Here is a 16,963-nt window from a genome sequence, read left to right as displayed (position 1 = left end):
AGCCCGCTGTAAGCGATGCATCGCATCCCGATGACGGCTGCTCGTCAGGCACGACTCGTGCACCTTCCGCATGGCCGTTTCCTTCAACTACAAAGGGATTCGTCCATGATTCCGCTCCGTCCGCGATACCGCTCGCGACTGGCCACGGCGCTCTTCGACTGGCTCAATCCGGTCCCGTATGGCCTCTTCGTTGGCACGCTCATCTTCGACATCGTCTACGCGAACACCGCCGTGATCTTCTGGGCGAAGGCGGCTGCCTGGCTCGTCACCGTCGGCGTTCTCTTTGCGATCGTTCCGCGTTTCATCAACCTCGGCCATGTCTGGTTCGGCCCGCGCGGGACAGTCACGGGCCTCGAACGCACCGACTTCTGGCTGAACTTCGCAGGCATCGTGGCCGCGATCGTCAATGCATTCGTCCATAGCCGCGATGCTTATGCGATGGTCCCGCTCGCCACCATCCTTTCGGTCGTGACGGTGGCGCTCCTGAGCGTCGCCCAGATCGCGCTCGCGCTAGACAGGTTCAACCGATTCGACCTGCCGGAGGCCGCCCGTGAATAAATCCATGTTGACCGGCGTCCTGTCGATGGCCGTTGCGCTGTGCGTTGCGGGATGCAACGAGCACGCCGCTTACGATTCGCAGCATCAGGCCGGCGCGAATCCCCCGCTGCCGGGACCGCGCAACTTCTTCACGCCGCCGATGCAGGTTCCGAAGCACGTCGGCTGGAAAAGCGGCGAAGCGCCCAAGGTCGCGGACGGTTTGAGGATAGAGAACATCGCTTCGGGCCTCGAGCATCCGCGGCAGGTGCTCGCGCTGCCGAACGGGGATATCCTCGTCGCCGAATCGAGCAGCCCGCAGGAAGAACCGGTGACGACGCCGAAGCAGCTCGTCGCGGGCATGGTGCAAAGCCGCTCGGGGAAGGAGGCGAAGGGCGGCAACCGTATCACGCTGCTGCGCAAAAGCGGCGGCGCGTGGCAGAAGCATGTGTTCATCGAGCATTTGCATTCGCCGTTCGGCATGCAGTTGATCGGCGATACCCTCTACGTCGCCGATACCGATGCGATCCTCGCGTTCCCATACAAGGCCGGGGCGACGAGCATCGCGCAGCCGGGCGTCGAACTGGCCGATCTCCCGAGCACGATCAATCATCACTGGACGAAGGCGCTGCTGGCGAGCCGTGACGGCAAGAAGCTGTATGTCGGCGTCGGTTCGAACAGCAATGTCGGCGAGAACGGTCTCGAGGTGGAGTACCGGCGCGCGGCCGTGCTGGAGGTCGATGTCGCGACCGGCGCAAGCCGCGTCTATGCGTCGGGCATTCGCAATCCGACCGGCCTGCAGTGGGAGCCGAGCACGGGAGCGTTGTGGGCGGTCGCGAACGAGCGCGACGAGATCGGTGCGGATCTCGTTCCCGACTATCTGACATCGGTGCGCGAGCACGGTTTTTACGGCTGGCCCTATAGCTACTACGGACAACATCTCGATGAGCGCGTGCATCAGCAGCGGCCCGATCTCGTCGCGAAGGCGCTGAAGCCGGACTACGCGATCGGCTCGCACGTCGCGCCGCTCGGCCTGTTGTTCTATACGGGCGATAACCTGCCGGCGCAATATCGCGGTGGCGCGTTCATCGGCGAGCATGGCAGTTGGGACCGTTCGCCGCTGTCGGGATATGCCGTCGCGTATGTCGCGTTCGAGAACGGCAAGCCTGTGGGTGCGCCGAAGCCGATCGTCACCGGGTTCGTCACCGCCGACGAGAAGGAACTGCGCGGCGCGCCTGTTGGACTGGCGCAGGATAGAGACGGCGCGCTCATCATTGCCGATGACGCGGGCAACGCGGTGTGGCGGGTAACTGCGGCGGGTGGATAGCGGCGAGCGGCATTTTGAATGCGGGCGGGTCATGCGGCGTGCTGCATGCCGCATGCCGCATGCAAAAAGCGATGCGCGTTCGCATGCAAAAGATGCGCGCTCAACGCTGCGCAACGCCTCGATAACGTCGCCGCCGACGATGTTCGTGTGTTGCATGCTGCGTGTGGCGCGCTGCATGCCGCACGCAAAACGAGGGCTTCGATCGCGGCCACTTGTCCGCCGCGCCACGCCACGCTCGTGCACCGCATCCCAGCCGTCGACCGATCGCTCCACCGCGACGGTCGCCTGCGTGCTGGCATTTGCATCGTTCAACCCGTCGGCATCGCGCAGATACGCTTTTTGCGCCGCGAGCACACCGAGAAAGCCCGATGCGTTCATCGTCCACAGCGCAGACGCGCCTGCCTTTCGTCAGAACAGCCCGACGCACAGACCAAGCGTTCATGAACTATGCTTGAACGCACGGCGGCACGCGTCCGCGGTTCGATGGCCTCAGACGGAGGTGCGTCATGTCATGCATTGCCGCGCGAGCGCATGGCGCTCCTTTCGCTTTCTCGCTGACTTCCATCGCGCTTGCCGTGATGTTCGCATCGAATGCCGGCGCGGCTCCGCCATTGCCTCAGTGCGGGCAGTTCGTGGCGGGACAAGGTTCGATCAGCACGCAAGCGCAGTCCGTCAGCATCACGCAGACGACATCGCGCGGCGTGATCGACTGGCGCAGTTTTTCCATCGGCAAGGGCAATAGCGTCAGATTCGACAACGGCTCGGGCGCGACGCTCAATCGCGTGACCGGGCTCGAACGCTCGATCATCGACGGAAAACTGAGCGCCACCGGAAGCCTCTATCTGATCAATCCGCAGGGCGTCGTGATCGGACGGTCAGGCGTGGTGACGACCGGCGGGCGCTTCGTCGCTTCCTCGCTCGATGCGTCGAACAGCGCCTTCATGACCGGCGGCGATGTAAGGCTCGGCGGAACCGGCGACGGCGTCGTGGCGAATCTCGGGAAGATCGAGTCGAGCGGCGGCGATGTGTTCCTGATCGCGCGCCGGGCGGTCTTCAATCGCGGGGAAATCAGCGCACCGCAAGGCACGGCGGAACTCGCGGCCGGAACGCAGGTGCTGCTGCACGACGCGGCTTCCGGCCAGCAAGTGTTCGTGCAGGCCGGAAGCCGTGGCACCGTGGATGCCTCCGGCGCCATCGCCGCCGCGCAGATCAGCCTGCAGGCCGCCGATGGCAACGTCTTCGCGCTCGCCGGACGCCCCGGCGAACTGCGCGCGACCGGCACCGCGACGCGCCAGGGCCGCGTGTGGCTCGTCGCGGAGAGCGGCGCAGTGCACGCGCACGGCCGCATTGCGGCGGCGAACGTGGACGCGAGCGGCGGCGCCGTCGACATGAACGGCGCGACGCTGCACATCGATCAGGCATCCGTCGACGCCGCGAAGTGGAATCTTATTACCCCGGCCTTCACGGTCGATGCCGGCGCCGCCGGCGCGCTCGCGAACGCGCTGACACACCGCGTATCGGTGGCCATCGATACGACAGGCAGGAACGGCAGCAGCGGCGACATCGACGTGAATGCGAGCGTGCGCTGGAACGGCGGCGCATCGCTTGCGCTGAACGCATTCCATGCGGTCACGCTTGCGCCGTCCGCAACCATCGCGAATATCGGCGCGGGCAGTCTCACCGTGCGCGCGGACGCGACCGCCATCGATAACGGCGGCGGCGTGGTCAATGCGGGCGTCATCGACTGGTCGCATAGCGTGGGCATCGTCGCGATTCTGCGGGACATGAACGCCGCCTACACGCCCGGCGCCATCACGACGAACGCCCAGTGGACCGCCGCGCCGTACAGCGGCCTCGCGACGCAGCTCGCGGCTTATCGCGTCGTCGACACGCGGGCCGACCTCGACGCCATATCCGCCGATCCGGGCGGCGTCTATGCGCTCGGCAAGGACATCGCGCTGACGACGCCTTTCGCGGGCATCGGCGTGCCGTCGCAAACGGCTTTCAGCGGACAGTTCGACGGCATGGGGCACACGATCTCGGGCTTCAGTCTCATCGATCCTCCCGCAGGAAGCGACGCGGGGTTGTTCAGCACGATTGCGGCCGGGGGCATCGTGCGCAACCTGAACGTGAACGGCGTCGCCGCGACATATGCGGGCGCGAACATCGGCTTGCTCGCGGGGCGAAACAACGGGCGCGTGGCCGGCGTGCACACTGCAGGCACGGTCTATAACGGCGACGGCGTGACTTCGCTGGCCGGAGGCGGTCTCGTCGCGGTGAACGGCGGGACCATCGAACGGTCGTCGAGCACAGCCGACGTCTCCGCGCTGGAGACGATGGGCGGCCTCGTCGGCGCGAACGCCGGCGTCATCAGCCAGTCGTACGCCACCGGCGCGGTGACTGGCGGCTCGCGCGCCGATGCGGTCGGCGGGCTCGCCGGGCGCAGCACCGGAACCATCGCGCAGTCCTACGCAACCGGTTCGACCTTCACCGTACTCGGCGACAGCGGCGGGCTCGTCGGCGATAACGCCGGCATCGTGCGCGAGTCGTTCGCGACCGGCCCGGCGACGCCGTTCGGACCGAATCCGATCGGCGGATTCATCGGCGCGAACGGCGGCCCGATATCGAACAATTTCTGGGATGTGCAGACGACCGGCAAGACCATCGGCGTGAACGGCAGCGGGGCGGAAGGCGCGACCGGCCTCACGACGGCGCAGATGAGCACGGCCCGGAGCTTCGGCCCGGCATGGGACTTCGGCCCGAACGGGACGTGGGTCATCCCGTCGGGCGGCACGCATCCGATCCTGCGCTGGCAGCAACAGACGCATTGATCGCACGGTCAGGCACGCGCCTGATTGCGCTGCGGCAGTTCGATGGTGACTGCGCGGTCGTCGATAGGGAAGTGCAGCAGCGCCGCGACGAGCCCCGCGATGGCCGTCGCGCCCCAGATGAGCGAGTAGGAGCCGGTCGCATCGAACACATAGCCGCCGAGCCACGCGCCGAGAAACGAGCCGAGCTGATGGCTCAGGAACACGACGCCGAACAGCGTGCCGAGATGCCGTGTACCGAAGACTTTGGCAATCAGCCCGTTCGTGAGCGGTACGGTGCCGAGCCAGGTCAGGCCCATCACGGCGGCGAACACGACGACCGAGACACTCGTCGTCGGCAGCAGCACGAACAGTGCGATCGCGCCGCCGCGTATCAGGTACAGCCACGCGAGCACATGATGCTGCCGCAAGCGTCCGCCGAGCCAGCCGCATCCCCAGCTGCCGATCATGTTGAAGAGGCCGATCAGCGCCAGCGCCGTCGCGCCGAGGCCGACCGGCATATGGCAAATGAGCAGATAGCCCGGCAGATGCGTCGCGATGAACGCGAGTTGGAAGCCGCATGTGAAGAAGCCGAGCGTCAGCAGCCGATAGCCGCGATGGCGCGAAGCGTAGGCGAGGGTATCGCGCAGCGGCATCGCGGCCTCCTGCAGCTCGGGCGATCCTGCAACGGACGCGCTCCGACTTCGGCTCGCACGGTCCAGCACGATGCCGAGCGGCGCGGCCAGCAGGATCGCGAAGGCGAGCGCATAGAGCGATGCCGGCACGCCGGCGTGCACGCGGACTTCCTGCGCGAACGGCACCATCAGCACCTGACCGAGCGATCCGCCCGCGCTGGCGATGCCCATCGCGACGCTGCGCGTTTGCGGCGACGCGGCGCGCCCGACGGTGGCGAGCACCACGCCGAAACTCGTGCAACTGATGCCGATGCCGACCAGCAGCCCGAGGCCGAGCACGAGCATCCATCCTGAAGTCGACGCGGCGGCGATGGCGAGCCCGGCGGCGAACGTGGCCGCGCCGGTCGCGACGACCGGGGCGGCCCCGTACCGGTCGGCGGCGGCCCCCGCGAACGGTTGCGCGAAGCCCCACACGAGATTGTGCAGTGCGATGGCGAACGCGATCAGCGTGACGGGCAGCCCCCGGTCGAAAGAGAACGGCCCGATGAAAAGCCCGAAGGTCTGCCGCACGCCCATCGCGGCGCTGAGGATCAGCGCCGCCGCGCCGATGAGCGCCCAGGTCGCCGCGCGGTTCGTACGGGTCGTGCAGGTCGAATCAGTCATGGACGGCATGATCGCGTTCCTCCTTGCGGCCATCGTCGCAGGCGAGCGAGCGCGCTGACAAACGAAAAGTTTTCGTTGACGGATGAGCGCGGTTCAACCGTCGTCGCGCGCGCTCAAAGACGCCCGGCGAAGTCCGTGGCCTGCTCGATCAGCCAGTTTCGAAACGCGGCCCGCTCCGCCCGTTCGCTGCTCTGCGGCGCTTCGCATAGCCAGTATGCGGTCTGCGTTTCGATCGTCGTCCCGCTTGCCTCGACGAGCGCGCCGTCCGCAAGCTCGCGGTCGACGAGCGGCCGTCTGCCCATTGCGACGCCGAGACCCGCGGCGGCGGCATCGAATGCGAGCTGCACGGTATCGAAGCGCAGCCCGCCTTGCACGTCGAGCCCGTCGATGCCCGCCCCGTCCATCCATGCCTGCCAGTCCTGGCTCGCGGTATCGACGTGAATCAGCGTGGCGCGCGAGAGATCGGGCATGACCGCGCCGCCCGTCAGCATCGCGCGATAGCCGGGGCTGCACACCGGCACGAGCCGCTCGCCGAAGAGACGCAGCCACGATGCGCCGTCCACCGGGCCGCGGCTCAGGCGCAGGCCGAAATCGAAACCGTCGACGGGAAAGCCGGCCTGGCGGCGGGACGTGTCCACGCTGACATCGACGTTCGGCCAGCGCGTGCGAAAGTCCGCGAGACGCGGGACGAGCCAGCGCGCGGCGAGCGTCGGCGCGCAGGTAACGGAGACGGAGCGGCGCTTGCGCCGGCCCGGCAGCGATTGCGTGCCGATGGCGATCAGCCCGAACGCTTCCGCGATATACGGCAGATACAGCTCGCCCGCCGCGCTCAGCGACAGGCCGCGCGCTTCCCGCACGAACAGTTCGACGCCGAGCATCTCCTCCAGCGCGCCGATGCCGTGGCTCACCGCGCCCGGCGTCAGGTTCAGTTCGGCGGCGGCGAGCTTGAAACTGTTGTGCCGCGCCGCCGCTTCGAAGAGGCGCAGGGCGTTGAGCGGAGGCAGGCGCTGAGGCATGAGCGTGCTTTTTTCCGGCGAGGGACGGTGACGCTATCGTACCGCTGTGCCTCGTGCCAGACGATGCTCCGTGCGTTTGCAACATCGGCCTTAGCAAACTGAAAGGCGACGCCTAGAATCAAAGGCACCGCGTACCGCCTTCGTCCCCGTTCAACAGGACACGTCATGCTGCAGCCTTTCGCCTCCTCGGACTGGTTCACGATCGGCGTCGAACTCGAGGTTCAACTCGTCAACACGCACGACTACAACCTGACGAAGGCGACGACGGAACTGCTGAACCGCGTACGCGCGGAGACTTTCGCGGGCGCGATCAATCCCGAAACGACGGAAGGGATGATCGAGCTGTCGACCGGTATTTGCCGCAACTTCGAGCAGGCGCGAAGCGAACTGCTGGGCCTTCGCGATACCCTGGTTCGCGCGGCCGACTTTCTGAACGTCGGCGTATGCGGCGGCGGCACGAACTTCTTTCAGAACTGGTACGACCAGCGTTCGGACGGGCGTGCGCGTTCCGAATATCTGATGGGCCTGTACGGCGCGCTCTATCAACAGTTCACGATTTTCGGCCAGCACGTGCATGTGGGCTGCGCCGATGCCGACTCGGCGCTCGTGCTGTTGCATTCGCTGTCGCGCTATGTCCCGCACTTCATCGCGCTGGCGGCTTCTTCTCCGTTCGTGCAGGGCAGCGACACGCGGTTCCAGTGCGCGCGACTGAATTCCGTCGCGCCGTTTCCGTTGTCGGGGCAGGCGCCGTTCGTCACCAAGTGGTCCGAGTTCGAACAGTACTTCGACCGCATGACGAAGACGGGCCTCGTGAAAAGCCTCAAGGATTTCTACTGGGACATTCGTCCGAGCCCCGGCTACGGGACGATCGAAGTGCGCGTGATGGATACGCCGCTGCGGGTCGAATGGGCCGCCGCGATTGCCGCGTACATACAGGCGCTCGCGCGATATGTCCTCGTCGACGAGCCGCTGCGTCTCACCGAACGCGATTACGAGGTGTATCGGACGAACCGGTTCATGGCCTGCCGCTTCGGGCTGGAGGGCGCCTGCGTGAATCCGGAGACCGGGCAAAGCGGCCTCATTCGCGACGACATCCTTGCCACGCTCGACGCGATCGCGCCGCATGGGCGTGCGCTCGGCGCGGAAGAGGGCCTCGATGAAATCCGGCGCGCCGTGACCGATGGCCAGAGCGATGCGACGTGGCTGCGGCGTGTCTACGGCGCGCATCGGTCGTTGCATGAGGTCGTCCGTCAGGAGTGCCGGATATGGCGTGGCGCGCAAACGAGACAGTGAGGGGCGTCTTCGATGTCGAAACGATTCGTGAGTCAGGGGCGGCGCAGGTTCTTGCTGGAGTCGCGTGTCGTGCCGTCCGCGCTATTGATGATGGCTTTCGGCGATGCAAGGACGGCGCTCGCTGCGACGCCCGCCTGCCGCGACGGAGACGCGCCGACGCGGCGGCAGACGGCGGGCCCGTTCTTCCTGCCGCGCTCCCCGCAACGGACATCGCTACTGGAACCGGGCATCGACGGGACGAAGGTCGTATTGAGCGGCCGCGTGTGGTCGTCGCAATGCAGGCCGGTGGCGGGCGCGCTGCTCGATTTCTGGCATGCCGACGATACCGGCGAATACGACGTCGACGGTTTTCGGCTGCGGGGGCATCAGTTCGCGGATGGCGAGGGGCGGTATCGGCTGGAGACGATCGTGCCGGGGTTGTATCCGGGGCGCACGCGGCACTTTCATGTGAACGTGCAGCCGCCCGGCGGGGCGATGCTCACCACGCAACTGTACTTTCCGGATGAGCCGGGCAATGCGCGGGATGCGCTGTTCGATCGAAGGCTGCTGGTCGCCACCGGCGAGGAGGGCGGGCGAAAGACGGCGCGGTTCGGTTTCGTGCTTACGCTCGCATAGCGATTCGCCGCACTAGCTTATTCGATGACGCGCGCTTTAGTTATGCATAAGCATTCGTTCCTTTGGCAGGCGGTCCGTTTTACCGTAAGCGCTGCGGCAGCAGCACGTTCTGCACGCGCAACGGCAAACCGGACGCTCAACGACACGCAAAGGAACGGCATTACATGGCAGGCTTCAATCGACGTGACTTCCTGATTACATCCGGTGCGGCCATCGCATCGACGGGTCTGTCTTCGCTGGCATTCGCACAGAATCAGGGCGCGGCGCCCAAACGCGGCGGCACGCTCAACATGCTGATCAATCCCGAGCCGCCCGTGCTGGTTTCGATCTTCCAGACGACCGGACCGGCACTTGTCGCAAGCTCGAAAGTCATCGAAGGGCTGCTCGCCTACGACTTCGATCTCAAACCCCGGCCGCAACTCGCCACCGCTTGGAACGTAAGTCCCGATGGTCTCAAATACACATTCACGCTGCGAGAGAACGTCAAGTGGCACGATGGCCAGCCGTTCACGTCGGCGGATGTCGCCTTCTCCATCGATCTGCTGAAGTCCATTCATCCGCGCGGCCGCAGCACCTTCGCCAACGTGACGCGCATCTCAACGCCCGACGCCCGGACTGCGGTCATCGAACTGTCGAAGCCCGCGCCTTATCTGCTGAAGGCGCTGTCGGCGGGGGAATCGCCGATCGTGCCGAAGCATCTTTACGCGTCCGGCGATCCGCTGACGAATCCGCATAACAACGCGCCCATCGGGACCGGGCCCTTCCGCTTCAAGTCGTGGACGCGCGGCGCGAATATCATCTATGAGCGCAACCCGGACTACTGGGATGCGGGCAAGCCGTACATCGATTCGCTCGTCCTCAAGGTCATTCCGGATGCCGCCGCGCGTTCGGCCGCCTTCGAAACGGGTTCGCTCGATCTCGGCGGCGAAAACCCGGTGCCGCTGTCGGATTTGCCGCGCCTCACGCAATTGCCGCAGCTCGCGGTGGAAACGCGCGGCTATCGCTTCCTGCAGCCGCAAGGCGAGATCGATTTCAACCTCGCGCATCCGATCCTGAAAGACCTGCGCGTGCGGCAGGCCATCGCCCACGCAGTGAATCCGCAGATCGTGCAGAAGACGATCGCCTACGGATACGCGGATCTGTCGCCGACGCCGATCACGCCCGCCTCGCCGTATCACGACGCGAAGCTCACCCCTTATGCGTTCGACACCGCGACCGCCGAGAAACTGCTGGACGCGGCGGGTTATCCGCGCAAAGACGGCGGCCCGCGCTTTCAGCTCACGCACGACTATCTCCCGTATGGCGACATGTACCGGCGGCAGGCGGATTACGTGAAGTCCGCGCTTGCGCGCGTGGGCATCGACGTGACGGTGCGCTCGCAGGACTTGCCGTCGTTTCTGAAGCGCGTGTATGCGGACCGGCAGTTCGACTTCACGAGCATCGGGGTGAACACGCTTTTCGATCCGAGCGTGGGCGTGCAGCGGCTTTACTGGTCGAAGAACATCCGCCCCGGCGTGCCGTTCTCGAATGCGCCGCACTACAGCAATCCGCAAGTGGATGCGTTGCTCGAATCGGCATCCGTCGAAACGGACGAAGCGAAGCGTGTCGCGTTGTATCAGCAGTTTCAGCAGATCGTGTATCGCGATTTGCCGATCCTCAATCTGATCGCGCCGCGTATGGTCACACTCGCCAACCGCCGCGTGCATGACCATACCGTGTCCGCGCAAGGGCTCGAGGGCAATCTCGCCAATGTGTGGCTGAGCGCCTGAGGACACGCGACATGAACCGACGCACGCGCCTTCGCGCAATCGCGCGCCGCACGGCATGGCAGGCGGTGCCCGCGATGCTCGCCATCGTGATTCTCAACTTCCTTCTGCTGAAGCTGATGCCCGGCGATGCAGCCGATGTCATCGCCGGCGAGTCCGGCTCGGCGACCGCGGAGACGCTGCAGGCGTTGCGCGTGAAGTTCGGTCTCGATCAGCCGGTGCTGCATCAGTTGTGGTCGTATCTCTCACACCTTGCTCACGGCAGTCTCGGCTACTCGCCGCGTTACGACGCGCCTGTGATGCAGCTCATCCTGGCGCGGCTGCCGAACACGCTCATCCTGATGGGCACGGCGCTCGGCATGGCGATCGTCGCGGGCATCGTGCTCGGCGCGATCATGGCGCACTGGGCGGGCAAGTGGCCCGATCGCGTGCTGTCGGTGCTTGCGCTGTTGCTGTATTCGACGCCGGGGTTCTGGATCGGCCTGCTTGCCATCGTTCTCTTTTCGGTGCGCCTCGGGTGGCTGCCGAGCGGCGGCGATGTGACCGTCGGCGCGCAACTGCATGGGATAGGGCATGTCGTCGATGTCGCGAAGCACGTGCTGCTTCCCGCGACCACGTTGGCGACCTTCTTCGTCGCGATCTACGCGCGTCTCACGCGTGCCGCGATGCTCGAAGTGCAGCGTCAGGACTTCGCGCGCACCGCGCATGCGAAGGGGCTGCATCCGTTGCGGGTGTCGCTGCGTCATGTGTTGCGCAATGCGCTCATGCCGCTCACGACGATGATCGGCATCCACTTCGGCACCTTGCTCGGCGGCGCGGCCGTGACCGAGACCGTGTTCAGCTGGCCGGGCCTCGGCCGGCTTGCGCTCGATGCGGTGATGGCTCGCGATTTCAGCGTGCTGCTCGGCGTGCTGCTGCTTTCGTCGTTTCTCGTGATCGTCGCCAATGTGCTGGTCGATCTGTTTCAGGCGTGGCTCGATCCGCGCATCGCATGACTTTTTATCGACGACGTATGGCTTCCGATTCCACTGACCTCCCAGCTTCCGCCCGCAACGGCTCGGCCTGGCGCAATCAGCTTGCAGGCACGCTGTTCGGCATGCGGCGCGCACGAACGGCGCCATCTGCGCGCGCATCGCGCGGTGTCTGGCGAGGGTTGCTGCGTAACCCGTCCGCGCTTGCCGGCGTGCTGCTGCTGGCCGCGTTCGCCGTGCTCGCGATTGCCGCGCCGCATCTCTTTCCCGGCGATCCGCTCGACATGGTCGCGGCGCCGTTCGAATGGCCGGGCAGCGATCCGGCGTATCGCTTCGGCACCGATTCGCTCGGCCGCGATGTCGCCGCAGGCATCGCGCACGGCACGCGCGTCTCGCTGCTGATCGGGGCATCGGCGGCGGCGATCGGCCTCCTGATCGGCACGCTCGTCGGCGCGGCCGGCGGCTACTTCGGCGGCGTGCTCGACGACGTGCTCGTGCGGATCACCGAAATCTTCCAGACGGTGCCGTCGTTCCTGCTCGTGATCGTCATCGTGGCGATCGGGCGGCCGAGCGTGACGATCATCGCGCTCGCCATCGGCATCGCATCGTGGCCGACGGTCGCGCGCATCGTGCGCGCCGAGTTCCGCGCGCTGCGACAGGCCGACTTCGTTCTGGCCGCGCGCAGTCAGGGCTTTTCGAACGCGCGCATCATCTTCGGCGAAATCCTGCCGAATGCGTTGCCGCCGGTGATCGTCACCGCATCGGTGATGGTGGCGAGCGCCATCCTCATCGAATCGTCGCTGTCGTTTCTCGGCATGGGCGATCCGAACGTCGTCACATGGGGCGGCATGATCGGCGCGGGCCGCGATGCATTGCGCACCGCCTGGTACCTAACGGCGATCCCCGGCGCGGCCATCGTGCTCGCCGTGCTCGCGCTCAACCTGCTCGGCGACGGACTCAACGACGCCCTCAATCCGCGCTTGCGTGAACGCGCGTGAATCACTGAATCACCGGAACCGAACGTGGCCCATCTTCTCGAAGTGCGCGATCTGCGCGTGAGTTTCGGTGCGCATCGCGCCGTGCGAGGCATCGACTTCAATATCGCGGAAGGCGAGACGCTCGCCCTCGTCGGCGAATCCGGCTGCGGCAAATCAGCGACGGCGCTCTCGCTGATGCGCCTCTTGCCCGAGCCGGGGCGTGTGAGCGGCAGCATCCGTTTCGACGGACGCGAACTGCTGACGCTCCCGCCGCGCGACATGCGTGCATTGCGCGGCAGTCAGATATCGATGATCTTTCAGGAGCCGATGACATCGCTCAATCCGGTCCTGCCGGTGGGCGCGCAGATCGTGGAAACCTTGCGTCAACACGAATCGCTGTCGAAACCGGCGGCGCAGCGGCGCGCGGTCGAACTGCTCGATCTCGTGCATATTCCGCAGCCGCATCGGCGTGCGGCCGATTATCCGCACGAGTTGTCGGGCGGGCAGCGGCAGCGCGTGATGATCGCGATGGCAGCCGCGTGCCGTCCGCGCCTGCTGATCGCCGACGAACCGACCACCGCGCTCGATGTGACCATTCAGGCGCGCATCCTCGAACTGCTCGATGAGCTGAAGCGCGAATTGTCCATGTCGCTGATGCTCATCACGCACGACCTCGGCGTGGTCGCGCAACACGCGGATCGCGTCGCGGTGATGCTCGCCGGCGAGAAGGTCGAGGAAGCGCCCGTCGCACGCCTCTTCACCGAGCCGCGGCATGCGTACACGCGCGGCTTGCTCGGCACATCGCTGAACGTGGCGACGGACCTTCACTATCGCGACTGGAAGCTTCCCGAGATCCGCCACGCATCGACCGATGACGGCGCGACCGCGTTCAACGTGATACCGCTCGCGCCGCGTGCGGACGTATCGACTGCGCATGAGACCAGCGCCGCGCCGCTGCTGTCGGTGAGAGACCTGCGAGTGGACTACGCGCATCGGCACGGCAAGGGCGCGCTGCGCGCCGTCGATGGTGTCTCGTTCGATATCGCGCGTGGCGAAACGGTCGGTCTCGTCGGCGAATCCGGATGCGGAAAGTCGACGCTCTCGAAGGCGATCATGCGTCTCGTGCCTTCCATGAGCGGATCGATCCTGCTCGATGGCGACGATATCGCACCGCTTTCGGAACGCGCATTGCGCCCGTTGCGGCGACACGTGCAGATGGTGTTTCAGGACCCGTATGCATCGCTCAATCCGCGCCGCAGCGTCGGCGAGATTCTCGAGACCGTGCTCGCGGTCAACGGTATCGCCGATACGAACGCACGCCGCGCCCGCGCCGCCGCGATGCTCGATCGGGTCGGACTGCCGGCTGCCGCCCTGCGGCGATTCCCGCACGAGTTCTCCGGCGGCCAGCGTCAGCGCATCGGCATTGCGCGAGCGCTGATTCTCGAGCCTGCCCTTCTGATCTGCGACGAACCGGTGTCGGCGCTCGACGTTTCCATCCAGGCGCAGATACTGAACCTGCTCGTCGAACTGAAGCGCGATCTCGGCCTCGCGTATCTCTTCATTTCGCATGACCTGTCGGTCGTGCGCTATATCGCGGATCGCGTGCATGTGATGCATGGCGGGAAGATCGTCGAGAGCGGCGATCATCGCGAAATCTGGCGCGCACCGCGGCATGCCTACACCCGCGCGCTGCTCGATGCGGTTCCCGTCAACCGGTTCGACGCGCAAGCCGCATAAAACATGACTCGACAAGGAAAAGAGATGCCGGAACATCACACCCCTTCGGCTTCACCCGCCCTGCAGCAGGCGCTCGATGCGCTGCCCGCGCTCGCGGCCGCGATCGGAGAAGAAGCGGCGGCGCGCGAAGCGCGTCGGGAGCTGCCGTTCGAAGCGTTCGCGCGCTTTCGCGAATCGGGGCTCGGCAAGCTGCGTCTGCCGGAGGAGTGGGGCGGCTTCGGCGGTTCGCTCGAAGATGTCTTTCACGTGATATCGACGCTTGCCGCGCATGAGAGCAACGTCGCGCATGCGTTGCGCATCCACTTCGACCAGACTGAAGCGCTGTTGCTGTCGCCGCGCACGCCGTTCAACGAACTGCAGATCCGACGCGTGGCGGACGGTGCGGTCTTCGGCGGCGCGTCGACGGAAGCGGGCACGTCGAGGCCCGGCGAAATCACGACGCAGCTCACGCGCGACGGCGGCCACTATCGCCTGAGCGGCCGCAAGTACTACGCGACGGGCACGGCATTTTCCGACTATGCGCGTCTCAACGTGCAGGACGAAAACGGCGCGCCGGTCATCGCCATCGTGCCGACGCAGCGCGAAGGACTGAACGTGCTCGACGACTGGGACGGCATGGGACAGCGCATGACCGCGAGCGGCAGCCTCGTGTTCGAAGACCTGCTCGTGCGCGCCGACGAAGTCGCGCCGCGCACGCTGACGACGCTCGCCGGACGCCACGGCGGCGCGCTGCGGCAGTTGCATCTGGTGGCGGTGGCGGCGGGCATCGTGCGCAACGTCGTGGCCGATGCAAAGCGCTACGTGCTTCGTCACGGGCGTCCGGTGCTGCACAGCGCCGCACCGTCGGCCCGGGAAGACGGCTTCATTCAGCAGGTGGTCGGCGAGTTGTCGGCGCACAGCCATGCGATCGATGCACTGGTGCGCGACAACGCACGCGTGCTGGACCGCTCGTCGCGTGCCATCCGGAACGGCAGCGCCGATGCCGATGCGCTCGTGCTGGAAGGCGCGCTGGCCACCGCGCGCACGCAGCTCGTCGTCAGCAAGCTGGCGCTCCACGCAGCCGAGCGCATGTTCGAGGCGGGCGGCGCGTCGGCGACGGCGCGCGCGCATAACTTCGACCGGCACTGGCGCAATCTGCGCACGATCTTCAGTCACAACCCGCTGCTGCACAAGTCGCGCGTCATCGGCGACTACGAGCTCAACGGCGTGACCACGCATCTCACCGAAGGACGCGTGTTCTGACGCGCTTCGCCCATCATCCGAACCGGAGGCTTCCATGAGCGGCGATTTTCCGCGCCAGCTGCATCTGAACATCAACGCGCTGCACTCGGGTTTCGTGCCGTCCGCGTGGCGCGTGCCCGATGCCGATCCGCGCGCTTTCATCGACGTGAACCATTACGTGCGCGTCGCGCGAATTGCGGAACGCGCCTGTCTCGATGCGATCTTTCTCGCCGATAGCGCCGCGATTTCCGATCAGCTCGACCTGCGTCCGATCACCGCGCTCGAACCGACGCTGCTGCTCACGAGCATCGCCGCCGCGACGACGCATATCGGGCTGATCGCGACCGCATCGACGAGTTACAACGAGCCGTACAACATTGCGCGGCGTTTCGCGACGCTCGACCTCGTCAGCAACGGGCGCGCGGGATGGAACATCGTGACGACGGCGGACCTGCCTTCCGCGCGCAACTTTGGTCTCGATGCCGTTCCGGATCACGCGCAACGCTATGCCCGCGCCGACGAGTTCGCCACGCTCGTCAAGTCGCTGTGGAATAGCTGGGAAGACGATGCGTTCATCGCGGACAAGGCGAGCGGCCGGTTCGTCGATCTCGGCAAGCTGCATCCCGCGGCGCATCGCGGGCGCTTCTTCGGCGTGCAGGGCGCCCTGAACCTGCCGCGCTCGGCACAGGGCCATCCGGTGCTCGTGCAGGCGGGCGCATCCGGCGACGGGCGCGATCTCGCCGCACGTCACGCGGAAGCGGTGTTCTCGGCGTCGCAGTCGTTCGATGAGTCGCGGGCGTATCGCGAAGACCTGAATGCACGTGCCGCGCGCTATGGCCGCGGCCCGAACGCGGTAAAGGTGCTCGCCGGGCTGACCACAATCATCGGCGCGACCGAGACCGAAGCGCTGCGCCGCCGCGACGAGCTCGTCGACCTGATTCCGTGGCGCTACAGCCTGAACCGGCTGGCCGGGACGCTCGGCGTGCCGGTGGATGCTCTCTCGCTCGACAAGCATCTGCCGGACGATCTGCCGCTGCCCAATAACGGCAACGGCAATCACACGTTCTTCAACGCGACGCTCGCGCAGGCGCGCGCGCATGGCTACACGGTGCGCGAACTGGTGCGGGCGCTGGCGGGCGGCGGCGGGCATCGCGTGATCGTCGGGACGCCGGAACAGATCGCCGACGACATCGCGCACTGGTTCGAGAACGGCGCCGCCGATGGCTTCAATCTGATGCCGGACGTTCTGCCCGACGGGCTCGAAGCATTCACGGAAGGCGTCGTGCCGATACTGCAGCAGCGCGGCATTTTCCGTCGCGCATACGAAGGCCATACGCTGCGCGGCCACCTGGGCCTCGCAAAGCCGGCAGGGCGCCGTGCCGCCCAAGAGGCGGCGTAACG

Annotated in this window: 13 protein-coding genes; 11 read left to right on the top strand and 2 right to left on the bottom strand. The window is 66.2% G+C overall.

What is annotated here, in order from left to right:
* The first annotated feature begins 105 nt into the window (after nucleotides 1–105).
* From P9220_RS22940 to P9220_RS22930, 3 genes are all read left to right on the top strand, one after another.
* Nucleotides 106–558, top strand: coding sequence for a DUF2231 domain-containing protein (locus tag P9220_RS22940; protein ID WP_309767948.1), 453 nt, complete (start codon nucleotides 106–108; stop codon nucleotides 556–558).
* Complete coding sequence (locus tag P9220_RS22935; protein ID WP_309767946.1) at nucleotides 551–1,861, top strand: sorbosone dehydrogenase family protein; 1,311 nt, start codon at nucleotides 551–553, stop codon at nucleotides 1,859–1,861. The genes P9220_RS22940 and P9220_RS22935 overlap by 8 nt, the downstream gene beginning before the upstream one ends.
* A 506-nt stretch (nucleotides 1,862–2,367) precedes the next feature.
* On the top strand, nucleotides 2,368–4,692 hold the full coding sequence (locus P9220_RS22930) for a filamentous hemagglutinin N-terminal domain-containing protein (protein WP_309767944.1): 2,325 nt from the start codon (nucleotides 2,368–2,370) through the stop codon (nucleotides 4,690–4,692).
* 8 nt (nucleotides 4,693–4,700) lie between these two features.
* On the opposite strand, the gene P9220_RS22925 is transcribed toward P9220_RS22930, so the two are convergent.
* Both P9220_RS22925 and P9220_RS22920 read right to left on the bottom strand, forming a co-directional pair.
* Nucleotides 4,701–5,966: an MFS transporter gene (locus P9220_RS22925; RefSeq protein WP_404989571.1), complete on the bottom strand. Its 1,266-nt coding sequence runs from the start codon at nucleotides 5,964–5,966 to the stop codon at nucleotides 4,701–4,703.
* Nucleotides 5,967–6,079: 113 nt separating this feature from the next.
* A complete protein-coding gene (locus P9220_RS22920; protein ID WP_309767941.1) occupies nucleotides 6,080–6,982 on the bottom strand; it encodes a LysR substrate-binding domain-containing protein in 903 nt (300 codons plus the stop codon).
* A 165-nt stretch (nucleotides 6,983–7,147) separates the two neighbouring features.
* Here P9220_RS22920 and P9220_RS22915 point away from each other — a divergent pair, with 165 nt between their 5' ends.
* The 8 genes from P9220_RS22915 (at nucleotide 7,148) to P9220_RS22880 (ending at nucleotide 16,961) form a co-directional block, all read left to right on the top strand.
* Entirely contained in the window at nucleotides 7,148–8,275 is a 1,128-nt protein-coding gene (locus P9220_RS22915; protein WP_309767940.1) for a YbdK family carboxylate-amine ligase, read from the top strand.
* 12 nt (nucleotides 8,276–8,287) lie between these two features.
* Nucleotides 8,288–8,890: an intradiol ring-cleavage dioxygenase gene (locus tag P9220_RS22910; protein ID WP_309767939.1), complete on the top strand. Its 603-nt coding sequence runs from the start codon at nucleotides 8,288–8,290 to the stop codon at nucleotides 8,888–8,890.
* 164 nt (nucleotides 8,891–9,054) lie between these two features.
* Nucleotides 9,055–10,659 carry an ABC transporter substrate-binding protein gene (locus tag P9220_RS22905; RefSeq protein WP_309767937.1) on the top strand — a complete coding sequence of 535 codons (1,605 nt, stop codon included), beginning with the start codon at nucleotides 9,055–9,057 and terminating at the stop codon, nucleotides 10,657–10,659.
* An 11-nt stretch (nucleotides 10,660–10,670) separates the two neighbouring features.
* Complete coding sequence (locus P9220_RS22900; RefSeq protein WP_309767936.1) at nucleotides 10,671–11,651, top strand: ABC transporter permease; 981 nt, start codon at nucleotides 10,671–10,673, stop codon at nucleotides 11,649–11,651.
* Between the two features lie 17 nt (nucleotides 11,652–11,668).
* A complete protein-coding gene (locus P9220_RS22895) occupies nucleotides 11,669–12,625 on the top strand; it encodes an ABC transporter permease (protein WP_309767935.1) in 957 nt (318 codons plus the stop codon).
* Between the two features lie 24 nt (nucleotides 12,626–12,649).
* Entirely contained in the window at nucleotides 12,650–14,341 is a 1,692-nt protein-coding gene (locus tag P9220_RS22890; RefSeq protein ID WP_309767933.1) for an ABC transporter ATP-binding protein, read from the top strand.
* A gap of 24 nt (nucleotides 14,342–14,365) precedes the next feature.
* Nucleotides 14,366–15,583: an acyl-CoA dehydrogenase family protein gene (locus tag P9220_RS22885; RefSeq protein ID WP_309767932.1), complete on the top strand. Its 1,218-nt coding sequence runs from the start codon at nucleotides 14,366–14,368 to the stop codon at nucleotides 15,581–15,583.
* Between the two features lie 34 nt (nucleotides 15,584–15,617).
* The gene (locus tag P9220_RS22880; RefSeq protein ID WP_309767931.1) at nucleotides 15,618–16,961 is read left to right on the top strand and encodes an LLM class flavin-dependent oxidoreductase; all 1,344 of its coding nucleotides are present in this window, start codon (nucleotides 15,618–15,620) and stop codon (nucleotides 16,959–16,961) included.
* Nucleotides 16,962–16,963: the final 2 nt, after the last annotated feature.

The organism is Caballeronia sp. LZ016 (assembly GCF_031450805.1).
GTDB lineage: Bacteria > Pseudomonadota > Gammaproteobacteria > Burkholderiales > Burkholderiaceae > Caballeronia.
The sequence above is the reverse complement of the archived record's forward strand: the minus strand, read 5'-3'. Positions and strand labels throughout refer to the sequence as shown.